Source organism: Embleya sp. NPDC020630, from assembly GCF_044334985.1.
GTDB lineage: Bacteria > Actinomycetota > Actinomycetes > Streptomycetales > Streptomycetaceae > Embleya.
Window position 1 is genome coordinate 862,523 of record NZ_JBIRUB010000003.1, and the last position, 26,249, is coordinate 888,771.

Genomic DNA, 26,249 nt, shown 5'->3' on the forward strand with positions numbered 1-26,249 from the left:
AAGCATTCGATGGCGATCGGGATTTATCGCTCCCGACCCCGGGCACCCTCCCGCGACCGGTCGGGGTGGTGATCCTCGATCTCGGACCACCCGAGCCCCGGAGCCTCCTCGTGATTCCCAGGCGCGTCACTCCCGCCCTCGTCACCGTGCTGTCCGCGCTGCTGATCCTCGCCGCCGTGCCCACCCCCGCGGCGCCGAGGCCCGACGACCCGGCCGCGGGAGCCGACTCCGGGGCCTTCGCCGAACGCGACCACGACCTGTCGCACCCGTTCAGCGAGCGGCGCCGACAGCGGCGCGACGCGGCGGTGCGGGCGATGACCGAGGACCCGGGGCTGACGTCGCGCACCGTGCCGGCGGGGGAGGCGGGCAGCGCCGAGACCCGACCGCCCGCCGAGTCGCGGGTGTTCGTGATCCTGGTCGAGTTCGGCGATCGCCTCGACGGACCGAACGGGCAGCGCTACAGCTCGCGCCCCGGCCCCCGGCACAACACGATCCCCGCGCCGGACCGGGCCCAGGACACCACCACGATGTGGCGGCCGACTTACGAACGCGACCACTACCAGGACCTGTTCTTCGGCCCGGGCACGGTCGCGCCGTCCCTGGCGTCGTACTACCTGCGGCAGTCGGCGGGGCGCTACTCGATCGACGGCGAGGTCGCCGACTGGGTGCGGGTGCCGTACAACGAGGCGCGCTACGGCAACGACGCGTGCGGCAGGAACGTGTGCCGGGACGTCTGGGCGCTGGTCCGCGACGCGCTGAAGGTCTGGTACGACGGGCGGGCCGCGGAGGGGCTGAGCGCCGCGCAGATCCGCGAGCGGCTCGCCTCGTTCGACCGGTGGGACCGGGACGACTTCGACGGCGACGGCAACTTCGACGAGCCCGACGGCTACCTCGACAACGTGGAGATCGTGCACGCCGGCGTGGACAAGGCCCAGGGCGGCGGCGAACAGGGCCGCGGCGCGATCTGGTCGCACCGCTGGTACGCCGAGGCCGACCAGGTGGGCCGCACCGGCCCGGCCGACAACCGGGCGGGCGGGGTGCCGATCGGGGACTCGGGGATGTGGGTGGGCGACTACACGATGCAGCCGGAGAACGGCGGACTGGGCGTGATCGCACACGAGTTCGGCCACAATCTGGGCCTGCCGGACCTGTACGACCAGGGCGACTCCACCGACGGCCCACCCGGCTTCTGGTCACTGATGGCCCTCGGCGCCTACCTCGGCGACGAGGACGGCGCGGGCTCCCTGCCGGGTGCCCTGTCCGCGTGGGACAAGCTCCAACTCGGCTGGCTGGATGTCCGAGTCGTCGACCCGACCCAAAAAACCGTGGTGCAACTGGCCCCCAACCAGTCCACGGGCGACCCACAGGCCCTGCTGATCCCACTCCCCCCACGCCCCAACGGCGCAAAACGCTGGTACATCGTCGAAAACCGCCAATACGTGGGCGCCGACACCGCCCTGGTCGACGGCCCTTACCAACTCACCGCCGGCAAACGTGTGGCCACCCACTTCCCCTACGGCGAGGGCGTCCTGATCTGGCTGTGGGACACCGCGTTCGCCGACAACGACGTCTCCCGCCACCCGGGCGAAGGCCTGATCCTCCCGATCGACATCCACCCGGACCCCCTCCGCGACCCCACCGGCAAACCCCTGCCCACCCGCTTCCAAACCGCCGACGCGGCCCTGACCGCAGAATCCGAACAGACCTCCGCAATCACCCTCGGCCGACTGGGCACCTTCCCATCCCGCCCAGGCACCCCAACCTTCACCGACACAGCCACGTACTGGTCCGCAGCCTCCCCCACAACAGGCGTAAAGGTCCCCCACACCGGCGTACAAATCCACACGGAAGGCCTCACCAGGACGGGCGGCGCCACAAGAGTCACCATCACCAAGTCCACGCCATGACACCTCCCGTGGGGGAGCCTTCCGAGTGGGTCGGCCGTTGGCGGCCTGCGTTGCGCTTGTGGTTGCGGCCGGCCGGTCCGGGGCCGGCCAGAGTCGGTGATGGGCCGCCGCCGGCGTGCGTGGCTCCAAGACCCGGGCTTCCGGCGAGGCGGGTGTGTTGGTCGGCGAAAACCCCCGTCTCGGAGCCACGCACGCCGACGGTGGCCCACGCCGCGACCCGATTCGCTTGATCCGGCCCGGCCGCCCCCGGCCCGACCGACGCACAAGCCCCGCCTCACCCCGCAAAGCCAAGCCACTCAGCCCGGCCGGCGTTTGAGGCCGCCCCGCCCCGCCGCCGCCCTCACCCCGCGACCGGCTCGCCCACCAGTTCCACGCCCGCCCCCCGCAGCTGCGCCAGCGCCGTCGCCGTGCTCGACGGGCCCACCCCCGCCGTGAGGCTCAGGAGTACCCGTGTGGCGAAGCCCTCGCCTACCGCGTCGAGGGCCGTGGCCCGGACGCAGTGGTCCGTGGCGATGCCCACCACGTCCACCTGGGTGACCCCCCGCTCCCGCAACCACGCGGCGAGGGATGTTCCGTCGGGGGCTGCGCCCTCGAAGCCGCTGTAGGCGGCGGCGTGGGCGCCCTTCGAGAAGACCTCCTCCACCCGCCCCGACTCGACCGCCGACGCGAACGCCGGGTGGAAGAGCGCCCCTTCCGTCCCGGCGACGCAGTGCACCGGCCAGGACCGCGCGTAGTCCGGCGTCGCCGAGAAGTGCTCCCCGGGGTCCACGTGGTGGTCCCGCGTGGCCACGATGTGCGCATACGCCGGCGTCTCCGCGTGTACCGGGTCCGGCGGCTGCTCGGCCGCGTTGGCCGCCACGTGGTGGCGGATCGCCTCGGCCACCGCCGCGCCGCCCGCGACGGCGAGGCTTCCGCCCTCGCAGAAGTCGTTCTGTACGTCCACCACGATCAATGCCCGGGTCATCGCCACCTGCCTCCTCGTGACCGGCCCGCCGCCACCGACGAACCCGCTCGCGCCTACTCGTAAATCGTCGGAAGTACCGGTTCCCCACGCGAGAGCTGCGTAGCCGAAAGCGGCAGTTCCTCACGCGAACGCTCGTGCCGCGCCCGCGCCGCCGACAGCGGCTCGCGCCCGACGATCTCCCCGCCCAGCACCAGCGGGACCAGCAGTTCCCGCTCCCCCGGCACCGGTTCCGCGTCCGCCCGGAACGGCCGCAGCACCTCGGCCTCGGCCACCCCGTCCGCGTCGTAGCGCCGCACCGCGCTCTTGCGGCCGCCGTGGCTGGGCTTGCCCGGCGACTTCTTGGCCACCGGCACCAGCGGTGCGTCCGGCTCGTCGCTCATCGCGCGCGCGACCAGCTTGTACACCAGCGACGCGGTCGGGTGTCCCGAGCCGGTGACCAGCTGCGTGCCCACGCCGTAGGCGTCCACCGGGGCCGCCCGCAGCGAGGCGATCGCGTATTCGTCGAGGTCGCTGGTGACCACGATCCGGGTCTTGGCCGCGCCGAGTTCGTCGAGCTGCGCCCGCACCCGGTGGGCGAGCAGGAGCAGGTCGCCCGAGTCGAGCCGGACCGCGCCGAGTTCGTGCCCGGCCACCTCGACCGCCGTCCGTACCGCGGTCGCCACGTCGTAGGTGTCCACCAGGAGCGTGGTGTCCGCCCCCAACGCGGCCACCTGCGCCGCGAACGCCTCGTGCTCGTCGTCGTGCAGCAGCGTGAAGGCGTGCGCGCTGGTGCCCCGGGTCGGAATCCCGTACCGCTGCCCCGCCCGCAGGTTGGATGTGCTCGCGAAGCCGCTGATGTACGCGGCGCGCGCCGCGGCGACCGCGGCCTCCTCGTGGGTGCGGCGCGAGCCCATCTCGATGCACGGCCGCCCGGCCGCCGCCGAGGTCATCCGCGACGCGGCGGCGGCGACCGCGGCGTCGTGGTTGAGGATCGACAGGATCAGCGTCTCCAGCACCACCGCCTCGGCGAAGGTGCCCTCGACCACCACCAGCGGCGAGCCCGGGAACCAGCACTCGCCCTCGGCGTAGCCCCACACATTGCCGGTGAAGCGGTAGCCGGCCAACCAGTCCAGCGTCGCCCGGCCGACCACGCCGGCCTCGTCGAGGAAGCTCAACGCCTCGTCGTCGAAGCGGAAGTTCTCGATGGCGTCGAGCAGTCGCCCGGTGCCGGCGGTCACACCGTAGCGGCGCCCGTCCGGCAGCCGGCGGGCGAAGGCCTCGAACACCGTACGACGGTGCGCCGCACCGCTGCGCAGTGCGGCTTCGAGCATCGTCAGCTCGTAGTGATCCGTCAGCAATGCCGTGGTTGCGGTGTCCATGTCGTCAGCATAACACGATTACGCGTCAGATTGACGATTACTCGCAAGAGTGGCGCGCATCATGGAAATTCAGTCACAACCACCCATATTCATCCATTATTTATGACATTTACTCGATTCGATCCTCCTCCGGTGTAGGCGCCCACATCGACCCGTTGATGTGCGTCCCGCCGCCCACGAACAGGGTGTTGCCGGTCACGTAGCGCGAATCCTCGCTCGCCAGGAACAGCGCGACGCCGCCGATGTCGGTCTCCGGGTCGCCCATCCGCCCCATCGGATTCAGCGCCTCGGCGGCCGCGGCGGCCTCCGGGTTCGCCCTCGCGTACGCCTCGAACGCCTCGGTCCTGGCCCCGGGGCAGATCACGTTGGCCCGAATCTGGTGCGGCGCCCACTCGCGCGCGGCCGAGCGGGTCAGCGCGCGCAGCGCCTCCTTGCCGACGTTGTACTCGGCCGTGAAGCGGTGCGCGTTGACCCCGTTCAGGCTGGCGATGTTGATCACGCTGCCGCCGCCCGCGTCCCGCATCGGCTCGAACGCCGCGCGCATCGTCCACCACCCGGCCCACATCGCCATGTCCAGGCCGTGCCGGAACTGTTCGTCGGTCTTGTTCTCGATCCGGTTGATCCGGCCGCCGCCCCACGCGTTGTTGACCAGCGTGTCGAGGCGTCCCCACCGGGACAGCGCGGCCTCGACCAGCCCGACCGCCTCGGCCTTGATCGTGACGTCGGCGACCACCGCGAGCGTCTCGACGCCGAACGTGTCGGTGATCTCGGCGGCCACCCGCTCCGCCGCCTCAGCGCGGATGTCGTTGACCAGGACCCGACATCCCTCGGCCGCGAGCCGCCGGGCGATCCCGCGCCCGATGCCGGCGCCCGAGCCGGTGATCACCGCGACGTGGTCCAAAAGACGTCCTGTCATGCGCTGCCTCCCACGTGGATCGTTGTGCTCTCGTGGGTTCGGTGGGTATCGGCAACCGCGCGACAAAGCAAGGGCGTACCGGCGAAACCGCAGGTCAGCTGGGTCGCCACTGATGATCGCAGTCCCGACACTTGCGGTCGCCGTACGGCATCGAGGACACCTTGCCCGAGCCGCACTCGGGACAGGTCGGCCCGTCCGCGGCGGTCGGCGGTCGCCAGCGCGCGGCGCACGAGCCGCAGACGTAGTCGCCGACGATGTCCGTACTCACCTTGGTCGAGCCGCACTTGCCGCACTGCACCTCGACGTGCCGCCGCTTGCGCGGCGCGGCGCGGCCGATCGCGGCCTGGCGTTCGCGCTGCGCGGAGAAGCCCCAGTAGGAGCGCAGTCGATCGGCCATGTCCGGGCGCAGGTCGCCGCCGTCGCCGGCCGGGGCCTCGCTGCGTGGCTGCTCGCTCATGATCGGCACGGTAGGGCATGCCGACCGGCGCGAGAAGCCGGTTCGCCGGGCCCGCATCGGATTTGGGGCCCGAGACCGGTTCGCGGGGCCCGAGCCCCGGATATCCCGTCGACCCCGGCGAAGCGTCCCGTTATCGTCGGGGACATGGAGATCCACGAGCAGCGAGCTACCGGCGTCGGGCCGGCGAACCGGGCGCGATAGCGCGCCTCGGCCCGGCTCGGCGTGTGTGCCCCCGGTGTGTACCCGCACCGTCCGCTGCCCGCTGCTCTCGCGAAGGCCGATGCGCCATGCTCTCTCCACACATCCGCTCCACCTTTCTCGACTTCTTCACCGCGCACGGACACCACCCGGTACCGTCCGGTTCACTGATGCCACCCGATCCGAGCCTGCTGGTGGCGAACGCGGGGATGAACCAGTTCAAACCCTGGTTCCTGGGCGACGTCGAGCCCGAGTTCCCCCGTGCGACCTCGGTCCAGAAGTGCGTCCGCACCGTCGACGTCGACAACATCGGGTACACCCGTCGGCACTCGACCTTCTTCGAGATGCTCGGCAACTTCTCCTTCGGCGACTACTTCAAGCCGGAGACCATCGCGTTCGCGTACGAACTGCTCACCGAACACTTCGGCCTGTCCCGCGACCGGTTGTGGATCACCGTGTACGAGGACGACGACGAGTCGGAGCGGATCTGGCGCGCGGTCGGCGTGCCGTCGTCGCGGATCCAACGGATGGGCGCGGCGGACAACTTCTGGTCGATGGGCGTGCCGGGGCCGTGCGGGCCGTGCTCGGACGTCACCTACGACCGGGGCGCGTCGTTCGGTCCGGACGGCGGACCGGCGGCGGACTCGGAGCGCTTCGTCGAGTTGTGGAGCCTGGTCTTCATGCGCAGCGTGCGCGGCGAGAGCGGGCCCGACGGGAGCTTTCCCGTCCTCGGTGAACTGCCGCGCACCGGCGTCGACACGGGGCTCGGGCTGGACCGGCTCGCGGCGATCCTCCAGGACGTGGGCGGCGCGGTCGAGACCGATCTGCTGCGGCCCACGCTCGCGGTGGTCGAGGAGTCGGCGGGTCGGGGCTACTCCCCCGTCGACCGCGAGGACCCCGACCGGGTCTCGTTCGAGGTGGTCACCGACCACGCGCGGGCGATCGCGTTCCTGCTCGCGGACGGCATCCGGCCGGACAAGGAGGGCACGGGGTACGTCCTGCGCCGGCTGATGCGACGCGCGATCCGGCACGGCCGCCGGCTCGGCATCGAAGGCGCGATCCTGCCGCCGATCACCGCGAGCGTGGTACGCAACCTGGGCCCGTCCTGGCCCGAACTCACCCTCGCGGCGCCCCTGATCGAGGAGGTGACCGCGCGGGAGGAGGAGTCCTTCGACCGAGTCCTCACCCGCGGCACGCGCCTGGTCGACCGCGCCATCCGCCGCCGCCTGGCAACAGGTGAATCCGACCTGCCGGCGGAAATCGTCTTCACCCTCTACGACTCCCACGGCTACCCACCGGACCTGGCCATCGAGGCAGCCCGCGAATCCGGCCTGACGGTAGACCACCCCCACCTACGCACCCTCCTACCAACCCTCCCCCCAAACCCACCCGGCCAATAACGAACCCCGGCCCCGAAGCAAAGCAACTCCACCCGCGGCCGGCCTCCGGCCCGGGTGTCCTCAAACGCCGGACGGACTGAACCACAAGCCCACCACACGCGCGCCACCCCCACCCGAAGCCCAGAGCGCAACCGGTCAACCCGAGCCCACTCAGCCCACCCAGCCCGTCCGGCGTTTGAGGACAACCAGGCCGGAGGCCGGCCGACACCGACGCCGGCCCACACCGCACGCGCACCACCCCAGCCCGAAACCCACAGCGCAGCCGGTCAACCCGAGCCCACTCAGCCCACCCAGCCCGTCCGGCGTTTGAGGACACCCGGGCCGGAGGCCGGCCCGCCCCGAAACACGCCGCCCCGCCCCGCCCCCGCCCCGCTCAATCCCGCCCCATGCCCGCCTCCGCCGAGGCCGTCATGGTCTGCACGCCCACCACCCGAAGCAGCGCCAGCTGCTCCGCCGCCCGGCTCCCCGGCTCGGCCGTGTACACGATCAGCCGCTGATCCGCCTCGGCCGCCACCAGCACCTGGCACCGCACCGTGATGTCGCCGATCGACGGATGCCGGAACGTCTTGTCCATCGACCGCCGCACCGCCACATCGTGCGCGGCCCACAACTCCGCGAACTCCGCCGACCCCGCCGACAGTTGCGCCACCAGCGCCGCCGCCCGGGGATCACCGCCCCGCCGCCCGACCGTGGCCCGCAGATCGGCCACGTGGGTCCGGGACACGGCGGCGGCGTCCTCCGCCCGAAAGCGCGACCGCGAGTCCGGCTCGGTGAACCACCGCACCAGGATGTTGCGTCCGACCCCCGGCCCCATCAACGCGACCGCCATCGTGTTCTGCGCGAGCACGTCGCCCAGATCCGAGATCACCTGCGCCGGCACGTCGTGCAGCCGATCGAGCACCAGCAGCATCGCCGGCGGCACGTGCGCGTCGCGGCCCGACGAGCGCCCCGGCGGTACCTGCCCGGCCAGGTGGAAGAGGTGATCGCGACCGTCCCGGTCCAACCGCAGCGCGCGGGCCAGCGCGGCGAGCAGTTGCGACGACGGGTTGGGGCCCCGGTTCTGCTCCAGCCGCGCGTAGTAGTCGACCGACATCCCGGCCAGCCGCGCGACCTCCTCGCGCCGCAGCCCCGCGGTCCGCCGCCGGGAGCCGTCGGGCAGCCCCACGTCGGCCGGGGACAACCGCTCCCGGCTGCGCGTCAGGAAGCCGGCAAGTTCGCGTCGATCGCTCATGCCCCCAGCATCGGCCCTGGCCGGAGCGGTATCCAGGGACCACGTGTCCCTGGATCCGCAGTGCCCGGACAACCCGTCCGAGGTCGACGAGTCCGCGGTCGAACGGGTCTCTCCCGCGACCGGACCCACCCCACCAGGCTGGGTGCACCGCGTCCGGAACACCGGATGCGGCCCCCACCCCACTCGGGAGCACCACCATGCGCACGATCCTGGTCACCGGCGCCACCGGCAAGGTCGGCACCCGCTTCGTTCCCCGCCTGCGGGCCGCGCTCGACCCCCGCGACACCGTACGCGTCCTGGTCCGCGACCCGCACCGCGCGCCGACCGGTACCCAGGTCGTGGTCGGCGACCTGCTCGCCCCCGCCGACCGGGCGACGGCACTCGCGGGCGTCGACGTCGTGATCAACCTCGCCGCCGCGTTTCGGGGCGTCCCGGACCAGACCGCCCGCGCGGTCAACCTGGAGGCGGCCACGGCCCTGGCCCGGGAGGCGTCGGCGGCGGGTGTGCGGCGCTTCGTGCACACGAGTACGAACCTGGTCTACGGCGCTGGGCTCGGCCGGCCGGCCCTGGAAGGCGATCCGACCGAGCCCAGCGGCGGGTTCGGGACCTACCCGGAGATCAAGGCCGCCGCCGACGCCGAACTGCTCGCGCTGCGCGAGGCGCTCGGGCTCGACGTGGTGATCCTGCGGTTGGCGTTCGTGTACGGCGACGGCGACACGCACATGCGCGATTTCCTGCCCCGCATCGCCGGTTGGGCGCCGCATCGACGGCTGCCGACGGTGCATCACGCGGACGTCGCCCAGGCCCTGGTGCGCGTGGTGCGCGGCGGAGGGGACGGGCGGGACGGGCGCGGCGGACCCGGGCAGTCTCCGGTGTACAACGTCGGCGACGACGTGCCGCTCACCGTGCACGAGTTGGCCGCGCTGCACGGCTTGGACCGCCCGGCCGCCGGCGGCGTGGACGGCGCCGCCGGGGATCCCTGGGAGGCGCTGCCGGACACGGGCCTGGCGCGCCGCGAACTCGGCTACCGCCCGCTGCACCCGACGGTGCGCGCCGCGGCCGAGGCCGGCGCGCTGTGACCCCGCCTCGGCGGCGGGGTCGTACATCGCAAGGGGAGCCGGTCAGGCGGCTCGGCGGATCGCGGTGACGAGCCGGGCGGTGGCCTGCGCGCGTGCCTGTCGACGGCGGCGCAGCGCGATCGCCGCGACTCGTACCTCTCGACTGTCCCGCTTCTCCACGACCGCCACCTCCGAACGCACCCCGGTCCGCCCCGAGAGGGCGACACCGTGCGCCCCAGCAGGGGCGACGTATCCAAACCTAGGTGTCGTACCCCCATTCGGGCGTCGGCCGGGAGTGCCGATCACGCCTACTACCCGAGGACGACCCGACCCCCGACGTACCCCCGGGGCATGCCACCCCGGGAGCAGTCGACAGGACCTCCGAGGGAGCAGCGGCTGCTCCGACGCGCCCCCGGTCGGCGTTCGTTCAGACCACCTTGCCCGGGTTGAGGATGCCCAGCGGGTCGAACACGGCCTTGATGCCGCGCTGCACCTCGACACCCACCGGCCCCAGTTCCTCCGCCAGCCACTCCCGCTTGAGCGTGCCCACGCCGTGTTCGCCGGTGATCGTGCCGCCGAGGTCCAGGCCGAGTCGCATGATCGCGTCGAACGCGAGACCGGCCCGCTCGACCGCGGCCGGGTCGGTCGCGTCGAAGATCACGATCGGGTGGGTGTTCCCGTCGCCCGCGTGCGCGCACACCCCGATCACCGTGTCGTGCCGCTCGGCGATCGCGGCCACCCCGTCGAGCATGTCGCCCAGTCGCGAACGCGGCACCGCGACGTCGTCGATCATGCTCGTGCCCAGCCGCTCCAGGGCCGGCAGCGCGAGCCGGCGGGCCTGCATGAACATCGCCGAGTCCTCGGCGTCCTCCGCGGTGAACGCCTCGAACGCGCCCGCCTCGGTACAGATCGCCTCGATCGCGGCCAGTTCGGCGGCCGGCTCCGGGGTGTCCACGGCGATCAGGAGCAGCGCCGCGCTGTGCTCGGGCAGGCCCATGGCGGCCAGCGCGTTCACCGCCCGCAGCGTGGTGCCGTCCATCAGCTCCATCAGCGAGGGCGTGTGCCCGGCCGCCATGATCGCGGAGACCGCGCGGGCCGCCGAGGCGGTGTCGGCGAACTGGGCCACCGTCACCAGCGCGGGCGGCGGGGTGGGGCGCAACGCCAGGGTGGCCCGGGTGACCACGCCGAGCGTGCCCTCGGCGCCGACGAACAGGCGGGTCAGGTCGTAGCCCGCGACGCCCTTGGCGGTCTGCCGCCCGGTGTGCAGGACTCGCCCGTCGGCCAGGACGACCTCCAGGCCGAGCACGTACTCGGCGGTGACGCCGTACTTGACGCAGCACAGCCCGCCCGCGCCGGTGCCGATGTTGCCGCCGATCGTGCAGGTCTCCCAGCTGGAGGGGTCCGGCGGGTACACCAGGCCGAATTCGGCGGTGGCCTTGGACAGGTCGGCGTTGACCACACCGGGCTCGACTACGGCGATCCGGTCGACGGGGTCGATGCGCAGGATCCGGTTCATCCGTACGAGTGACAGCACGATGCAGCCGTCGACCGCGTTGGCCCCGCCCGAAAGCCCGGTCCGGGCGCCCTGCGGGACCACCGGCACCCGCAGCCGGGTGGCCACCCGCATCACGTGCCGCACCTGTTCGGTGGTCTCGGCGAGGACCACCACCGCAGGGTTACCGGCCGCACACAGGCCGGCCATGTCACGCGCGTACGATGCGGCGATGTCCGCGTCCGTCACCAGGACGTGCGCGGGTAGATCCTCCCGCAGCGCCGCGATCAGGTCGGTCGTCATGCTGCCTCCCGGTGTGGCCGTGAATGGCCCCAGGGTAGGCACCGGGAACCGAGTACCCCGAGGGAGGGCACCGTGCAGATCGACCGGTTGGATGCCGCGCTGATCAGGTTGTTGGTGGACACGCCGCGGATCGGTGTCGTGGAGTGTTCGCGCCGGCTCGCCGTGGCGCGCGGGACGGTACAGGCCCGCCTGGACCGGCTGCGCGAGGGCGGTGTGATCAGGGGCTTCGGGCCGGACGTGGACCCGGCCACGCTCGGCTTCCCGGTGACCGCGTTCATGACCCTGGAGATCCGCCAGGGGCAGGGGCGTGACGTGCGCAAACACCTGGAGTGTGTGCCGCAGGTGCTGGAGGTGCACACGATCACCGGTCGGGGCGACCTGCTGTGCCGGATCGTGGCCCGCTCCAACGCGCATCTGCAGCAGGTGATCGAGGCGATCGTCGAGCTGGACGCGGTGGTCCGCGCCTCCACGACGATCGCGACGGAGAATCCGGTGCCGTATCGGGTGTTGCCGCTGGTCGAGTGCGCGGTGACGGAGGGGTGAGCGCACGCGCTCGTGGCGGGCGGGTGACGGGGCACCGGTTCGGGTGACGATCGTGCCCGCTCGGCCTATCGGCGTTTCCCGGCCGGCGGGCGGCGGTAACTGCCGGCGGTCGGCACCACGATCGCGGAAGGGCCGCCTTGAGCTTCTGGGACTACGTCTCCAGCCGCCGCGAGCAGCTCTGGATCGAAACCTGGATGCACGCCGGCGCCGTGTTCCAGTGCATGGTGATCGCCACCGCGATCGGCGTGCTCATCGCGGTGGCGACCTATCGCAGCGCGTTCGCCTCGCGCCTGGCGATCGGTATCACCGCCACCATCTTGACCATCCCCTCGTTCGCGCTGCTCGGCCTGCTGATCCCGCTGCTCGGCCTGGGCGTCGCGCCGACCGTGGTCGCGCTGGTGTTGTACGCGCTGCTCCCGATCGTGCGCAACGCGATCGTCGGGCCGGCGGGGGTCGATCCACAGCTTGTGGACGCCGCGCGCGGGATCGGCATGAACCGGGTGATGTTCCTGCTCCGGATCGAGCTGCCGCCGGCCTGGCCGGCGCTGCTCACACCGGGATCCGGGTGCCCACCCAGACGATCATGGGCATCGCGGCGATCGCCGCCTACGTGTCCGGCCCCGGCCTGGGCAACGAGATCTTCACCGGTCTGGCCCGGCTGGGCCGCAGGAACGCGATCAACGCGGCCTGCGCGGGCACCCTCGGCGTGGTCGTGCCGGCCCTGCTCTTCGACGCGGCCTATGTACTCCTCGGCCGGCTGACCGTTCCCAGGGGGGATCCGTGACTGACGTCACCGGCGCGACGATTCGACTGATGGACGAGCCGTTCGGCGCGGTGGACCCGATCACGCGCGGCCACCTCCAGGACGAACTGATCCGGATCCAGTACCAGTTGCACAAGACGATCGTGTTCGTCACGCACGACTTCGACGAGGCGGTCAAGCTCGGCGACCGGATCGTGGTGTTGCGCGAGCAGTCGCACATCGCGCAGTACGACACGCCCGAGGCGATCCTGACCAACCCGGCGGACGAGTTCGCGGCCGGGTTCGTCGGGGCGGGGGCGGCGCTGAAGCGGCTGACCCTGTCGCTGGTGCGCGATGTGGAGGTGGTGCCGTTCGCCACGGCGGGGTTGCGGGACGACATCGCCACGATTCGGCGTTCGGCGCGCGAGTACGGCACCGACGGGGTGCTGCTGCTCGACGAACGGCGGTGGCCCACCCGCTGGTTGCGGCGCGAGGAGGTCCGGCGCGGCGGCCCGGGGTCGGCGGTGACGGCGCACGAGGTGGGCGACACGGTCACCCGCGACGCGACGCTGCGGGACGCGCTGGACGCGATCCTGACCGAGGGCGGCGGCAAGGTCGCGGTCACGGGGGCGCGCGGCGAGTACGTCGGGGTGGTCTCGATCGAGACGTTGATGACCTCGATCCAGGAGATGCTCGAAGCCGATCAGGAGGCCGCGCGCGAGCACCTGGAGGAGTTGGAGACGCAGCGCGAGGTGCAGCGTTTCGAGGACGAGCGGCGCACCGGGCACGAGGACGGCGCGCACCCGGCCGAGAGCGACCCGCGATGAGCGGACTGCGGGGCGGGGCGGGGCGGCCTCCCCCGTCGAGGAGGCCGAGACGCGCGCGGCACGCCCGTCGCGCTGCCGTCGCGGTTCCGGTGGACCGACTTCGTGGTGATGCCCGTCATCCTCGCGCTGGTCCTGCCGGCGCTGTGGTTGTGGATCTCACACCAGGACCTGGACCCGATCGAACGCATCACGCCGGCCTGGTCCAACGTCCGGCGCCGGAGCGTCGAGCACATCCGACTGACCGTGCTGTCGACGGTGTCGGTGCCGGCCAACGCGATCCCGCTGGGCGTGGCGCTGACCCGGCGGCAGGCTCGCCGGCTGGTGCCGTTCGCCCTCGCGCCGGCCAACATCGGCCAGGCCACCCCGGCGATCGGGCTGCTCGTACTGCTCACCCAGTGGCTGGGGGCGGTACGTGCCTACTCGGCGAGGTATTCCCCACCGACGGCCGCATCGCCGCGATGAACCTGTCGGTACTCACCGACGATAAACACTTCTTCCCCAACTGCAACGCCGCAGTAACGATCAACGCGAAAGCCTACAAAAAATACCCGGCCATCCGAGACGTCCTGACCCCGATCACCACCAAACTCACCACAGACGTCATGCGCACCCTCAACGCAGAGGTGGACGTAGCGGACCGAGAACCAAGAGACGTAGCCAAGTCCTGGCTAAAACAAGAAGGCTTCATCACCTGACACCCACCCAGCCCGGCCGGCGCATGAGCCCAAGAAAGCCAACCAACGCCCGGGGCCGGCCGAACGACATTCCAGCCCGGCCGGCGCTTGAGGCCAACAAAGCCAACCCACCCCCGACGTCAGCCAAACGACACGCCGGCCCACCCCGCGCCTGAGGCCAAAGGCATCAGCACGACGGAACCTTGCCCCCGGCGTTCAGCGCGTTCAACGCATCGACCGCCCCCGAGAGCGTCTCCACCGGAATCAGCTTCAACCCCGAATCCCCCACCCGCCCGGCCTCGCCACATTCACCCTTCGGCAGGATGAACACCGTCGCCCCCGCCCGCTTCGCCGCCAACAGCTTCATCGGCAACCCACCGATCTCGCCGACCTTGCCGTTCGTATCGATCGCCCCCGTACCGGCAATCGTCCGCCCACCGGTCAACGGCCCCTCGGTCATCTTGTCCACGATGCCCAGCGCGAAGAACAGCCCGGCACTGGGCCCGCCGACATCGGACAGGTGCAACGTGACCTTGACGTCCTCCGGCGACTTGCCCAGATACCGAAGCGCCGCGACCGTCGCACTGTCCTGCGACTTGACCATGTCCTTGACGTTGGTCTCGACGACCTGCTCGACCGATTTGCCGTCCGGGTAGATCGACTTCCGAGGCACCACCGACTCGTCCTCGTCCCACCACGCGGAAAGCAGCGACCCGAGCCGATGCTTCTCGTTCCGCCCGCTCGCGTGGATCGTGGTCAGCAACAGGTGCCCGGTCGTCGGGTACACGGGGGCCGGCCCCGAGATCTCGACCACCGGCCGCCCCCCGTCGTCCCCGAGCGTGTCGGCGACCGAGCCCGGCGTGATCAGGACGTACGGCATCGGCACCAAAAACGCGAAGCCGAAAAGGCACGCGACGAGGAGCAGAGACACCGGCAGGGTGAGCTTGGTTCGGGCCACGCTTGGCAATTAAACACGGCGCGACAGCCCACGCCGTACCGGACTCACCTCACCGCCCCCGCAGGCGCGCCCCAGGCGTCCCACAGCCGGCCCGCAGCCGCCCCACAGGCACCGCCCCGACCCCGACCCTACGCTGCGGACACCCGCACGCCGCCCAGTTCGTTGGACAGTTCGGCCGCCGCCTCGGCCACCCGGCGCCCCAGGCGTTCGGTGTCCAGGTTGCCGAGCGAGACGATCCCGACGCTCGATTCCACCGCCGCCAGATCCGGCACCGCCGCGGCGATCCCCGGCACCGTGTTCCGGCCGTCGCCCGGGGCGTACACATAGGACCTGGGCCCGTCCAGCCCGGCCATCACCCGACGCGCGGCCAGGATCGCCAACCCCGCCGCACCCGCGTCCAGCGCGTGCCGCGAGCCGACCCGATAGGCCACGTGATAGTCGGTCCAGGTGGGTTCGGCCACGGCGACCACGAGGGCCTCCATGCCGTCGACGATGGTCAGGTGCGCGGTGGCCCCGGTCTCCTCGGCGAGCCGACGCAGACACGGCACCGCCGCGTCGCGGACCAGCGGATGGGCCCGACGGGCCAGTTGCAGCGCACCGAGGCCGAGCTTCGTACGTCCGCTCTCGTCGCGGCGGACCAGGCCGTGTTGCTCCAGGGTGGCGAGAATGCGGTAGACGACGGTGCGGTTGACGCCCAGTGCGGCGGTGATGTCGTACACCGACAAACCGTCCGAGGCATCGGCGAGCAGTTCGAGAACCTTGAGTCCTCGGTCCAGGGTCTGTGACGTCTCGGCGACCACCGGCCCCCCTCCCTTCGCGTGACGTTGCATTACGTCCAGCGGCGGCGTTCGATCCCCGAACGGAACGCCACATTCGCGAGGCTGTGCGGCGCCAGGTCATGGGGCCAGGACACGTACTCGTCACCATTCGGCGGGCAGGCCGAACGGATTCCCACGCCCACGCAGGACGGTTTCTCCTGTGCGAGGCGTCAGAGGATCACGCTAACCAGAGGGGGAAGCTTTGGCACCGGATATCCGAGATACGGACAGCTAAAATATCAGATGAATCAGGACATAAGACACAAACAAACCAATCCACAACATGCGATCCTCGCCACGTTGCGCACAGGGCGGTATCCGGGCAGCCCCGTACTCACCAGCCGGACACCGCGTCCCAACCCCTGAGACCAAAGCAGTCCGGCGCCCCGACCCCGAGCGCGCCCCATCCCCCAAATCAAGACGCCCCCAACCGCCCTCATCGACCCGAATTCACAGCCCCACCCGGATCGCCCACCCATCCACCAACCTCAACTCAGGCTCGGACAACCCGCGCTGGAGCCCGAGCGGGGGCCGGGGCTGGAACCCGAGCGGGGGCCGGGCCTGGAGCCCGCTCGGGAGCTGGGGCTGGAACCCAAGCGAAGGCTGGGCCTGGAACCCGAGCAGGGGCTGGGGTCGGGCCCGGAGGCCGGGCGAGGGCTCAGGCAACTCGGGCTGAAGCTCGGGCACGGGCCCTCGGGCACGGGCCGACTCCGGCTGGGGCAAGGGCCGGGCCTGGGGCCCGAGCGAGGGGCCGACTCCGGCCCGGCCAAGGGCTCGGGCTCACCACCCTCCTCGGCGAGCCGCCGCGCCCCCGCACTCACCGCCCCGACGTGGCCCACTCCCGGATCTTCCCGATCCGCGCCTCCAACTGCCCCGCCGAGGCCTGGGCCACCGCCGGCCCGCCGCACACCCGCCGCAGCTCGTTGTGGATCTGCCCGTGCGTCTGCCCGGTGCGGTGGTGCCACGCGGCCACCATCGTGTTGAGCTCCTTGCGCATCGCGGTCATCTGACGATGCGTCACCACCGGGCGCTGGTCGGCCGGTTTCTCCGACAGGTCGGCCTCGTGGTCCGGCCGGCGTCGGCTCTTGGCCACCTGCTTGGCCTGCCGCGACTGCAACAACATCTGCACCTGGTCGGGTTCGAGCAGCCCGGGCAACCCGAGGTATTCCTGTTCCTCCTCGCTGCCCACGTGCGCCTGAAGCCCGAACTCCGCACCGTCGAACAACACCCGGTCGAACCGGGCCTCGCTCTCCAGCGCCTCGAACGCGAACTCCTCCTGCTGTCCCGGCTCGTCCTTCTGCGCGTTGGCCTGGGCGAGGAGGGCGTCCTCCTCGTCGTACATCCCGCCCTCCTTCTTCGGGCGGTCCAGCACGTGGTCGCGCTCGATCTCCATCTCGTTCGCATGCTGGAGCAGCGTCGGCACGGAGGGCAGGAACACCGACGCGGTCTCACCACGCCGGCGGGCCCGAACGAAACGCCCCACGGCCTGCGCGAAGAACAGCGGCGTCGAGATCGTCGTCGCGAACACACCCACCGACAGCCGAGGCACGTCCACCCCCTCGGACACCATCCGCACCGCGACCATCCAGCGCTCCTCGGAGGCGGAGAAGTCCTCGATCTTCTTCGACGCGCCGGCGTCGTCGGAGAGCACCAGCGTCGCGCCCTGACCGGTGATCTCGCGAATCATCCGCGCGTACGCCCGAGCCGACTCGTGGTCGGTGGCGATCACCAGACCACCCGCGTCCGGAATGGCCTTGCGCACCTCGCCCAACCGCTTGTCGGCGGCCCGCAACACCTGCGGCATCCACGACCCCTGCGGATCCAGCGCGGTACGCCATGCCTGACTGATCGCGTCCTTGGTCATCGGCTCGCCGAGCGACGCCGCGATCTCGTCCCCGGCCTTGGTCCGCCAGCGCAGGTCGCCGGAGTAGGACAGGAATATCACCGGCCGCACCACGCCGTCCGACAGCGCGTGGCCGTACCCGTAGGTGTAGTCGGCTGACGAGCGCCGAATGCCGTCCTTGCCCTCCTCGTACGCCACGAACGGAATCGGGTTGATGTCCGACCGAAACGGCGTACCGGTCAACGCGAGCCGCCGGGTGGCCGGCTCGAACGCCTCCATGCACGCCTCGCCCCACGACTTGCTGTCGCCCGCGTGGTGGATCTCGTCGAGGATCACCAGCGTCTTGCGGTTCTCCACCCGCCGCCGATGCAACATCGGATGCACACCGACACCCGCGTAGGTGACCGCGATGCCGTGATACTCCCGCGAGACCGGCCCCGACGAACTCGAATAATTCGGATCGATCCGCAGCCCTATCCGCGCGGCGGCCTCGGCCCACTGCTTCTTCAGATGCTCCGTCGGCGCCACGATGGTGATCTGGTGCACCACATGCGCGTCCAACAACTCGGACGCGATCCGCAACGCGAACGTGGTCTTCCCGGCACCGGGCGTGGCCACCGCGAGAAAGTCCCGAGGCTGCCGCTCCAAATAACGATCAAGGGCCCCCTGCTGCCAAGCACGCAACTTGTTCGCCGTACCCCAAGAGGCACGGTTCGGAAAGGCCGGGGACAGATGGGACGCGGCTGCGGTACTCACTGCGACGGCTCTGCTCCAGACCGAAAGACAACCAAAGACAAGCGCTCAGGCTACCCGAGCGCCCCATCGGAGCCCTCCGAACACGACCCCACGCCCAGGCAAAACCTCTCCGCTCACCCCTGATTCCACCCAAAACCCCAAGCCCTGCGCCCACCCAAATCCCATCCACCTCGACGTCCCAGGCGCGTCCCGACAAACCCCCCGCCCTCGGCGGATCGACGTGTCGGCTTCGACGTCACTCCACGACGGCGGGGGCGTGTGCGCCCACGATCCGGCGCGTCTCCTCGCCGGCCAACCGAACATCCAGACCCCAGACCGCCCTGGCCCGGTTCAGCTTCGTGGTCAACGAGGCAACGAGGCGGGCCTCGGTCCTCGGGTCGACCGCCGCCGCGATCAACTTGGCGTACCTGACGGTGTCCACGAGGGCCGACTTGACCCGCTCGTGCCGGATGTACACGGGCAGATCCACCGCGGCCGCCGTCCGCGCGTCGGCCGGCATCGCCGCGAGCCAGCCGCCGCGCACCACCTCGGCCTCGTCCGGGAGGTAGTCCATCTTGTGCAGGTGTACGGCCAGGTCGTAGAGCGGATCCCCCCACAGGGCCAGTTCCCAGTCGAGGAAGTACGTCCGGCCCGCCGCCACGATCAGATTCTTACGATGCACGTCACAGTGCAGCGCGCGAAACACCCGCCCCGTCAGCGCGGGCCAATCCGCCTCCACCCGGTCGAGCGGATCCGCCGGCACCCCCAGGGCCGCGTACAGCGCCGCGTACGGCTCGCGAAAGCGCCGCCAGACGTCTGCCGTGACCGCCGACAGCCGTGCCCCGAACCCGGCCGTGTCCCCCTCCTTCGGCCAGTCGGCGGGCAGGTCGGGGAGGACGTCGTGCGGCACCGCGGACATCGCGTGGAAGAAGCGCACCACGTCCCCCGGCAGGTGCGCGGGCACCGCGATGCCGCGCGGAGCGATCGTGTCCACCACGTCACCCGCGATGAAGCGGTGGATCTGGAACACCGGATCCGCCGAGACGTGCAGGACCTCGGGGATCGCGGCGACCCACGGCGCGACCGCCCGGATCACCTCCTGCTCCGGCCATACGCGCAGGTCCATACCGTCCGCGCCGTGGATCGGGATGCGGACGATCACCGCTCCGTCGTCCGTCTCGGATCGCACGTTGTCGTTGTAGAACCCGGACGCGCTCGTACCCGACGCGCGGGCCTCGCGATAGAGCGTGATCGGATCCGGCGTCATGCCCCCTCCCCCAGGACACCGGCGATCCAGGCGTCCACTCTCGCCTCGAGCGCGCCGAGGCTGTCGATGGGACGGATCGCGGCCCGGGCCCGGGCCAGGGATGCCGCGTGCTCCGGTCGATCCAACCCCGACCTGCGCAGGGTGCACAGCGAGGCCAGGACGAGCGTGGGATACACCTCCGCCGCCTCGAACTCCCGAATCGCCCACTCTGCGGTGCTGCGCGCGTTCTCCGGTTCGCCGCGGCGCAACAGCGCGAGCGATCGGACCAGCTGGGCGCGTGCCGTGCCCGACCGGTATCGGGCCCGGCCGAGCACCTCCAGCGCGGTGTCCAGCGACGATTCGGCCTCCGCGGTGCGCCCGCAGCGAAGCAGAGCCAGTGCCTTGGCCGTGTACGCCTTGCCGAGTTCGTGCAGGGCGCCGATCTCGCGTTGCGCCGTGATCGCCTCGTCCGCCACGTCGCCGGCGTGTTCGGGTTCCGTCCAGGCGAGGAACTCGGCCCGGTTGACCACCAGGTTCGCAAGATGGACCGCGGATCCGGCCTCCAGGTAGTGCAGTTGCGCCTGGTCCAGGCTGCTGCGGGCGGCCGGGAAGTCGAACGCGAACCGTCGACCCAGGTGGATCAGCCGCGCGGTGTCTCCGCGCAGCAGATGTTCGTCGCGATGCAGGGTAGCGGTGAGCCCGTTCACCACGGTTTCCGCGTCGCGAAAGCGCCCACCGGCCATGTACAGGTCGGCCGCCCACAACGCTGCGCTGCGGCCCTCGGGAACGGTGGCCCGCTGCCACAACGACGAGTAGCGGGCCAGGGCCTCCGAGGTGCGCCCGAGCACCCGCAACGCATCCGCCCCTGCGAGCCCCAACCGCACCTGGGCCGAGTCGCCGCCGTCGATGTCGCGCAGACCGCCGGTCAGCGCCTCGGCGTGCTCGACGTCCCCGACCAGGATCGCGGTCTCGGCCTCGACGCAGCGCGCGGCGGTCTCCAGATCCGGGCGCGGCTGCTCGGCTGCGGCGCAGAACCGCCGTACATCCTCGACCACCCCGCCCAGCGAACGGATGCCGCCGCTCGCGGCGATCTCCCCGGTGAGGGCGAGCAGTTCGGCCGGGGTGAAGTCCCCCGCGTGCATGCTGTGGTAGACGACCTCGCGCAGTTGTGCCCCGGTGGTTCTGCGAATGCTCGCCACCGCTGCCCCCGAGACGTCGGCACGGGCGCGCCACTCGGCCCGGAGCACCCGGTGCACGGCTCGGCGCAGCTCCGTCGTCTGGCGGGCCCGCAACTCGCCGGCCATCAACTGGTGCAGCTGAAACCGCTCGAGGCCGGCCGGCTGGACGAAGGAGTACGCGGTCAACGTTTCCCAGGTCCGACGATCCGCCGCGAGGCCGAACGCCGCCGCGACCGCGCGGAAGATCTCGTAGTCGACGGTGCGGGCCACGGCCAGCACTTCGAGCAGCCGGACCTCCTGCGGGTCCACGTGGTGCAGGAAGCGTTCCAGGATCTCCTCGCCCGACACGACGGGAGCGAGCGCTCCGTCGCCGCGATCGGCGCCGGTGTCCGCGTCGAGGGCCAGATTCAGGTAGAAGGGCACGCCGGCGCTGGCCCGGGCCAGCGCGGCGCGCTGCCGCGCGTCCGACACCCCGTGTACTTCGAGGAGTTCGACCCGCGCGGTCATCGGCAGGCCGTCGAGCGGAATGTGCACCGTGTGCGCCGCCCACTGGCGGTCGTACGTCTCCCAACCCAGTGGTTCGCGACTGGCGATCGCCACCACACCTCGGTCAAGTTGCGACACGAGATCGCGCAACCACGCGTCCAGCCCGGCCGTCCGACCCGCCCGGGTACTGCCCCCGACCAGCGCCTCGTAGGCGTCGACGCAGACGAGGTAGCGCTGCTCGGCACTCGCCAGCCGCAGATCCTCGGCGAACAGGAAGGTCGCGGCGTCGGCGAGTTCGGCGGGATCGAGGTCGTCGAGCCGCCGGAGGGTTTCGTCGTTTCTGAGCCAGCGCCAGCGCTTGAATCTCTCGGACGAACGACCGGCCAGACTCAGCAGCCCACCGACGGTCCGAAACACCGGCAACCCGCCCACCGCGTCCGCGAGATCGGCCAGGACGTCGCTCTGCTGGCGGGCCGCGACGTCGGCAAGTGAGATCTGCAGGTGCGGGTGGAGGCGTTGCCACAGCGCGAGGTAGGCGAGGTCGTAGCGGGGGAAGGCGGCCCCCTGGGCGCCGAAGCCCGACCGTAACACCGCGAGCGCGGCGTCCTGTTCGCGCAGCGCGGGAATCTGCAGGTCGAGCAGCACGGTGCGGGCGTGGGCCGTCGATCGTGCCTGGCACTCCCGCAGGAATCGCGACTTCCCGATGCCGCCGACACCGGTCACGTTCACGACTCGCAGGCCGTTCCCGGCGTCGGTCCACACCGCCTCGAAGGCCGCCGTGGCCTCTTCCCGGTCGACGAATCGCCGCTGCGAGCCAGCGGATCTCCGAAATCGCGGTTGCAACGGCATGAGGCCCCCATCCCCGATGGCGCGCGGTACCGCACGCGCTCGGGACTCAGGGTAGTCGCAGGAGTCGCTGTCCGTATCCGGAATCTCACCGTCGATCGACGAGCCCGTGACCGGGCCGAGGGCTCTCGGTCAGCTTCGGGTGGGGCGGGGGCGGATTCGCGGGGGCAGGAATGTGCCCGCCAGGGCGAGGATGAGCATGATGGCGAAGATCAGGGCGAAGACGCCGCCGTCCTTGCCGGAACCCTCGTGGAGGGCGGCGAAGACGGCGTTGGAGATGCCGATCATGACGATCGTGCCGAGGGAGTCGGCGACCTGGAGGGAGGAGGAGTTGGTGCCGGATTCCTCCGGAGTGGACAGGTCGAGGGTCAGGACGCTCAGCGAGGAGACGGCCAGGCCCATGCCGATGCCGCCGAAGAACCACCCCGCGGTGACGGTGTAGGGGGTCATGCCCGGCAGCAACGCCAGCAGCGCTCCGGCGATCGCGAGCGCCACGAACAGGAAGCCGACACGGACCAGCACGGGGCGGCGCTCGTGGGACGAACGGCCCTGGTACCAGGATCCGATCGCCCAGGACAGCGCCCCCACCGTCAGGGTCAGGCCCGCCTCGGTCGGGGACAGCCCGTGTTCGCTGATCAGCATCAGCGGGACGAACGACTCGACCGTGAAGAACGCGCCCGCGAGCACGCCCCGGGACAGGATCACCGTCGGCAAGCCGCGTACCGCGCGCATCGTGCCCGTCGGCAGCAGCCGGGGCACCGTCACGGCCATCAGCACGGTCCCCGCGACCAGGAGCGGTATGCCGACCACGTCGAGGTCCTGGCCGCCGTACTCCAGCATGCCCGCGCCCAGCGCGGCTCCGGCCGCCGCGCCGATGCGGCGTCGGTTCATCCGTACGTCCGGGGCCGACTCGCCCGCCATCCGCTCCAGTTGCGGCAGCATCATCACGATCGGCAACACCACGAGCACCGGGATCGCCAGGAACACCCAGCGCCAGCCGAGGTGATCGGTGACCAGGCCGGACACCGGCGGCCCGACGATCGAGGGCAGCACCCACGCCGCCGAGAAGGCCGAGAACACGCGTGGGCGCAGCGTGGACGGGTACGCCTTGCCGACCACCACGTACAGGGACACGATCACCAGGCCGCCGCCGAGGCCCTGGACGGCCCGGCCGACGATGAAGGGCCACATCGACTGCGCGGTGCCGGAGAGTACGAGGCCCGCGGCGAACGCCCCGATCCCGCCGAACAGCGGCAGCCGCGGTCCACGCGCGTCACACCACTCGCCGGAGACGACCATGGCGAGCAGGCTGGTGGTGAAGAAGCCCGAGAACGCCAGCGCGTACAGCTGCACGCCGTCCAGTTCCCGAACCGCCACCGGCATCGCGGTACCCACGGCCATCGCCTCGAAGGCGATCAACAGGACGACCGACACGATCCCGAGCGTCAAATGTCGATAGGGCCGGGTCAGCACCCCCGGCTCCCGCCCCTCGGATCCTGCGGCGCCACGTCGTGCGGCGGACTTCGACTCCCCTACGGCTGTCACCGAGACAGCCTAGGCCCTGTCATATCAACCGACTTATCAATGCAATCACCCCACCTTCTCAACGAACCACACCCAAGGCGGGCCACGTCCCTTCGCACACGGGAACGGCGACCGGCCAGACGGCGGGGGCCACATCCTCACGACGGCGCGGGACGTCGGACCCGAGCCGGGGCGGACGCGGCGGGGCAGGGCCACCGGGTGAGGCGGCTCACGGGTCCGGGCGTCTTCGCGCCTGGAAGCGCCGGGTGGGCGGCACCCGGGTGCGTTCCGTCATGTGGCGCCCGGATGGGCGCGCGTGACGTACCGGGGGCGCGGTCTGCGTCTGCCCTTGGCGGCGCCGGCGGGCGGCGTCAGTCCACCACTACGTCTCTTGGGCGCATGGGGAGGCGGGGGAGTTCCAGGCCGGTGGCGTTGCGGACGGCTGCGGCCAGGGCGGCCGGGACCGGGACGATCGCGGCGTCGCCGAGGCCCTTCGCGCCGAAGGGGGCGCCCGGTTGGGGCTCCTCGATCCACGCGGCGACCCGCACCGGCGGTACGTCCCACGGCCCGGGCGGCGCCCACACCGCGTCGGCGTCCTCCGTCAGCGCCAGCCCCACCCCCATCGCCACCGAACTCTCCACCCGCACCCGGGCCTGCGCCGGATCCAGCACCCGCCCCGCGTCGTAGGCCCCGGTCACGTCCACCACCCGGATCGTGCCCAGCTCCGGATCCAGGTCCACCACCACCCGGCACGCCGAAAACGCGACCGCCGGGTACGCGTTGCCCTGCCCCGCGTCGTCCAACGGCTCCGTGCTCGGCGCCCGACACGCGCCCGCCGTGGTCACCGTCGCCGTGTCCTCGTACATCACATCCACCGGCAGGTCGATCAGCCCGTCGTAGGACCGGATCCGCCCGTCGCGCACGTCCAGCAACCGCGCCGTCATCCCGTACCGCGCCGCCACCGGCGCCAACAGCCGCTCCCGGATCTCCCGCGCCGCCTGCTCCACCGCCCCCGCGGTCAGCCAGGTGTGCCGCCCCACCCCCGGCGCCCCCGCCGTCGGCAGCGCGGTCCCGGCCTGGAGCACGATCGCGTCCCGCACCCCCAGCACCTCGTCGACGATCTGCCGCACCAGGGTTACGAAGCCCTGCCCGACCTCCACCGCCGCGCACGTCACCGTCACCACCCCGCCGTCGAGCCGCACCGTCGCCGTCGACGACTCGTCGGCCCCCTCGATCCCGAGCAGCGGCATCAGCCCGACCGCGTACCCCGTCCCGCGCAACGTCCCCGGCGCGGGCGCCACCGCCGGCGGCGCGGCCTCGGCCACCGCCCGCAGCGCCGCCCCCACCGGCACCGGCCCGTCCAGCACCTGACCCGTCGTCAACATCGTCCCGGTGCTCAGCGCGTTGCGCAGCCGCAGCTCCACCGGGTCCATCCCCAGCGCGTCCGCCAGCTTGTCCATCTGCGCCTCGTGCGCGAAGCACACCTGCACCGCGCCCGGCCCCCGCATCGCCCCGGCCGGCGCGTTGTTGGTCCGCACCGCCCACGCGTCCACCGCCGCGTACGGCACCATGTACGGCCCCGCCGCACACCCGATCAACCGCCCGACGACCTCAGCCGACACCCCGGCGTACGCACCGCCGTCCAGGATGATCTGCGCCTCCACCGCGAGCAGCCGGCCGTCCCGGTCCGCCCGATGCGTGTACTTCATCCGCGCCGCGTGCCGATGCCCGCCCGCGCGCAGCGACTCGTCCCGATCGAGCACCGCCTTGACCGGCCGCCCCGTGCGCAGCGCCAACAGCCCCACCACGGCGGTCAGTCCGACGTCCTCGCGACTGCCGCCGGAGCCGCCCGCGCCGGTGGGCATCAACCTGACCATCCCGGCCGGCAGCCCCAGACACTCGGCCACCTGATCGCGGTCCGCGTGCGGATACGGCGTGGCCACGTGCAACTCGACCCCGCCGTCGGGCGAGGGCAGCGCAAGCGCGGCGTCCGTGGCCGGATTGGCCTGATACTGCGCCGGCACCTCGTACAGCCCCTCGACCACCACCTCCTCCACGGGCGTACCGTCCCGACGCACCCTGACCGGCCGCCCGTGCCGCAACGCGATGTGCCGCAGCACGTTCCCGTCCGGATGCAACGGCGGCCCGGCGAAAGCGTGTTCGGGGTCGACGGCCGGCTCCAGCGGCTGGTAGGACACCAGCACCGCCGCGGCGCCGGCCTGCGCCGCCTGCAACGTCTCCGCCGCCACCGCCGCGACCGCCTCCCCGGCGAAGCGCACCACACCGTCGGCCAGGACCGGCCGATCCGCCACGATCGCCCCGTGCCACGCCCCGGCGGGCAGGTCGGCGGCGGTGACCACACCGCGCACCCCCGGCACCGCGTAGGCCGCCCCGGCGTCGATGCCCAGGATCCGCGCGTGCCGATGCGGCGAGCGCACCAGTACGCACCACAGCAGGCCCGGCGCCCACAGGTCGCCGGTGTACGAGAACCGCCCCCGGGCCTTCGCGTCGCCGTCGGGGCGCGGCGCGGATTCGCCGATCACCG

The 26,249-nt window shown here is 71.7% G+C and carries 20 protein-coding genes and 1 pseudogene; 8 read left to right on the forward strand and 13 right to left on the reverse strand.

Features of this window, described 5'->3' with window-relative positions; genetic code table 11:
- Window positions 1-110: 110 nt before the first annotated feature.
- The gene (locus ACH4XV_RS15295; protein ID WP_395789853.1) at window positions 111-1,907 is read left to right on the forward strand and encodes an immune inhibitor A domain-containing protein; all 1,797 of its coding nucleotides are present in this window, start codon (window positions 111-113) and stop codon (window positions 1,905-1,907) included.
- Window positions 1,908-2,247: 340 nt separating this feature from the next.
- Here ACH4XV_RS15295 and ACH4XV_RS15300 read toward each other — a convergent pair whose 3' ends face one another.
- The 4 genes from ACH4XV_RS15300 to ACH4XV_RS15315 form a co-directional block, all read right to left on the reverse strand.
- The gene (locus tag ACH4XV_RS15300) at window positions 2,248-2,871 is read right to left on the reverse strand and encodes an isochorismatase family protein (RefSeq protein WP_395789855.1); all 624 of its coding nucleotides are present in this window, start codon (window positions 2,869-2,871) and stop codon (window positions 2,248-2,250) included.
- 53 nt (window positions 2,872-2,924) lie between these two features.
- Window positions 2,925-4,229: a nicotinate phosphoribosyltransferase gene (locus ACH4XV_RS15305; protein WP_395789857.1), complete on the reverse strand. Its 1,305-nt coding sequence runs from the start codon at window positions 4,227-4,229 to the stop codon at window positions 2,925-2,927.
- Window positions 4,230-4,338: 109 nt separating this feature from the next.
- Complete coding sequence (locus ACH4XV_RS15310; protein ID WP_395789859.1) at window positions 4,339-5,145, reverse strand: SDR family NAD(P)-dependent oxidoreductase; 807 nt, start codon at window positions 5,143-5,145, stop codon at window positions 4,339-4,341.
- 94 nt (window positions 5,146-5,239) lie between these two features.
- Window positions 5,240-5,602: a hypothetical protein gene (locus tag ACH4XV_RS15315; RefSeq protein ID WP_395789861.1), complete on the reverse strand. Its 363-nt coding sequence runs from the start codon at window positions 5,600-5,602 to the stop codon at window positions 5,240-5,242.
- A 287-nt stretch (window positions 5,603-5,889) separates the two neighbouring features.
- Between ACH4XV_RS15315 and alaS the strand changes: the two genes are divergently transcribed.
- Complete coding sequence (gene alaS / locus ACH4XV_RS15320; RefSeq protein ID WP_395789863.1) at window positions 5,890-7,200, forward strand: alanine--tRNA ligase; 1,311 nt, start codon at window positions 5,890-5,892, stop codon at window positions 7,198-7,200.
- A 373-nt stretch (window positions 7,201-7,573) separates the two neighbouring features.
- Here alaS and ACH4XV_RS15325 read toward each other — a convergent pair whose 3' ends face one another.
- A complete protein-coding gene (locus ACH4XV_RS15325; protein ID WP_395789865.1) occupies window positions 7,574-8,431 on the reverse strand; it encodes a helix-turn-helix domain-containing protein in 858 nt (285 codons plus the stop codon).
- A gap of 197 nt (window positions 8,432-8,628) precedes the next feature.
- Here ACH4XV_RS15325 and ACH4XV_RS15330 point away from each other — a divergent pair, with 197 nt between their 5' ends.
- Entirely contained in the window at window positions 8,629-9,510 is an 882-nt protein-coding gene (locus ACH4XV_RS15330) for an NAD-dependent epimerase/dehydratase family protein (protein ID WP_395789867.1), read from the forward strand.
- Window positions 9,511-9,916: 406 nt separating this feature from the next.
- Here ACH4XV_RS15330 and ACH4XV_RS15335 read toward each other — a convergent pair whose 3' ends face one another.
- Window positions 9,917-11,284, reverse strand: coding sequence for an FAD-binding oxidoreductase (locus tag ACH4XV_RS15335; protein WP_395789869.1), 1,368 nt, complete (start codon window positions 11,282-11,284; stop codon window positions 9,917-9,919).
- A 72-nt stretch (window positions 11,285-11,356) separates the two neighbouring features.
- Between ACH4XV_RS15335 and ACH4XV_RS15340 the strand changes: the two genes are divergently transcribed.
- The 5 genes and pseudogenes from ACH4XV_RS15340 to ACH4XV_RS15360 all read left to right on the forward strand — a co-directional run bounded on the left by ACH4XV_RS15340 (window position 11,357) and on the right by ACH4XV_RS15360 (window position 14,091).
- Complete coding sequence (locus ACH4XV_RS15340) at window positions 11,357-11,827, forward strand: Lrp/AsnC family transcriptional regulator (RefSeq protein ID WP_395789871.1); 471 nt, start codon at window positions 11,357-11,359, stop codon at window positions 11,825-11,827.
- 137 nt (window positions 11,828-11,964) lie between these two features.
- Window positions 11,965-12,611: pseudogene (locus tag ACH4XV_RS15345) on the forward strand (ABC transporter permease).
- On the forward strand, window positions 12,608-13,396 hold the full coding sequence (locus ACH4XV_RS15350; RefSeq protein ID WP_395789873.1) for a hypothetical protein: 789 nt from the start codon (window positions 12,608-12,610) through the stop codon (window positions 13,394-13,396). The pseudogene ACH4XV_RS15345 and the gene ACH4XV_RS15350 overlap by 4 nt, the downstream one beginning before the upstream one ends.
- A gap of 102 nt (window positions 13,397-13,498) precedes the next feature.
- Window positions 13,499-13,858, forward strand: coding sequence for a hypothetical protein (locus ACH4XV_RS15355; protein WP_395789875.1), 360 nt, complete (start codon window positions 13,499-13,501; stop codon window positions 13,856-13,858).
- Window positions 13,855-14,091 carry a glycine betaine ABC transporter substrate-binding protein gene (locus ACH4XV_RS15360; protein ID WP_395789877.1) on the forward strand — a complete coding sequence of 79 codons (237 nt, stop codon included), beginning with the start codon at window positions 13,855-13,857 and terminating at the stop codon, window positions 14,089-14,091. The genes ACH4XV_RS15355 and ACH4XV_RS15360 overlap by 4 nt, the downstream gene beginning before the upstream one ends.
- Window positions 14,092-14,257: 166 nt before the next feature.
- Here ACH4XV_RS15360 and ACH4XV_RS15365 read toward each other — a convergent pair whose 3' ends face one another.
- The 7 genes from ACH4XV_RS15365 to ACH4XV_RS15395 form a co-directional block, all read right to left on the reverse strand.
- Entirely contained in the window at window positions 14,258-15,028 is a 771-nt protein-coding gene (locus tag ACH4XV_RS15365) for a PDZ domain-containing protein (RefSeq protein WP_380002713.1), read from the reverse strand.
- 128 nt (window positions 15,029-15,156) lie between these two features.
- A complete protein-coding gene (locus ACH4XV_RS15370) occupies window positions 15,157-15,828 on the reverse strand; it encodes an IclR family transcriptional regulator (protein ID WP_078979460.1) in 672 nt (223 codons plus the stop codon).
- An 835-nt stretch (window positions 15,829-16,663) separates the two neighbouring features.
- Window positions 16,664-18,445, reverse strand: coding sequence for a DEAD/DEAH box helicase (locus tag ACH4XV_RS15375; protein ID WP_380035823.1), 1,782 nt, complete (start codon window positions 18,443-18,445; stop codon window positions 16,664-16,666).
- A 235-nt stretch (window positions 18,446-18,680) separates the two neighbouring features.
- Window positions 18,681-19,691, reverse strand: a complete 1,011-nt coding sequence (locus ACH4XV_RS15380) for a phosphotransferase family protein (protein WP_395789879.1) — start codon at window positions 19,689-19,691, stop codon at window positions 18,681-18,683.
- Window positions 19,688-22,063 (reverse strand): hypothetical protein, encoded by a 2,376-nt coding sequence (locus tag ACH4XV_RS15385; RefSeq protein ID WP_395789881.1) that lies wholly within the window; start codon window positions 22,061-22,063, stop codon window positions 19,688-19,690. The genes ACH4XV_RS15380 and ACH4XV_RS15385 overlap by 4 nt, the downstream gene beginning before the upstream one ends.
- A gap of 249 nt (window positions 22,064-22,312) precedes the next feature.
- Complete coding sequence (locus tag ACH4XV_RS15390) at window positions 22,313-23,725, reverse strand: MFS transporter (RefSeq protein ID WP_395789883.1); 1,413 nt, start codon at window positions 23,723-23,725, stop codon at window positions 22,313-22,315.
- 350 nt (window positions 23,726-24,075) lie between these two features.
- Window positions 24,076-26,247, reverse strand: coding sequence for a xanthine dehydrogenase family protein molybdopterin-binding subunit (locus ACH4XV_RS15395; RefSeq protein WP_395789885.1), 2,172 nt, complete (start codon window positions 26,245-26,247; stop codon window positions 24,076-24,078).
- Window positions 26,248-26,249 lie beyond the last annotated feature (2 nt).

Bases quoted from the DNA above. Each gene is read 5' to 3' on its own strand.
- alaS (WP_395789863.1), top strand. From the start codon at position 5,890: ATGCTCTCTCCACACATCCGCTCCACCTTTCTCGACTTCTTCACCGCG.
- ACH4XV_RS15335 (WP_395789869.1), bottom strand. From the start codon at position 11,284: ATGACGACCGACCTGATCGCGGCGCTGCGGGAGGATCTACCCGCGCAC.
- ACH4XV_RS15330 (WP_395789867.1), top strand. From the start codon at position 8,629: ATGCGCACGATCCTGGTCACCGGCGCCACCGGCAAGGTCGGCACCCGC.
- ACH4XV_RS15325 (WP_395789865.1), bottom strand. From the start codon at position 8,431: ATGAGCGATCGACGCGAACTTGCCGGCTTCCTGACGCGCAGCCGGGAG.
- ACH4XV_RS15380 (WP_395789879.1), bottom strand. From the start codon at position 19,691: ATGACGCCGGATCCGATCACGCTCTATCGCGAGGCCCGCGCGTCGGGT.
- ACH4XV_RS15300 (WP_395789855.1), bottom strand. From the start codon at position 2,871: ATGACCCGGGCATTGATCGTGGTGGACGTACAGAACGACTTCTGCGAG.
- ACH4XV_RS15305 (WP_395789857.1), bottom strand. From the start codon at position 4,229: ATGGACACCGCAACCACGGCATTGCTGACGGATCACTACGAGCTGACG.
- ACH4XV_RS15360 (WP_395789877.1), top strand. From the start codon at position 13,855: ATGAACCTGTCGGTACTCACCGACGATAAACACTTCTTCCCCAACTGC.
- ACH4XV_RS15315 (WP_395789861.1), bottom strand. From the start codon at position 5,602: ATGAGCGAGCAGCCACGCAGCGAGGCCCCGGCCGGCGACGGCGGCGAC.
- ACH4XV_RS15310 (WP_395789859.1), bottom strand. From the start codon at position 5,145: ATGACAGGACGTCTTTTGGACCACGTCGCGGTGATCACCGGCTCGGGC.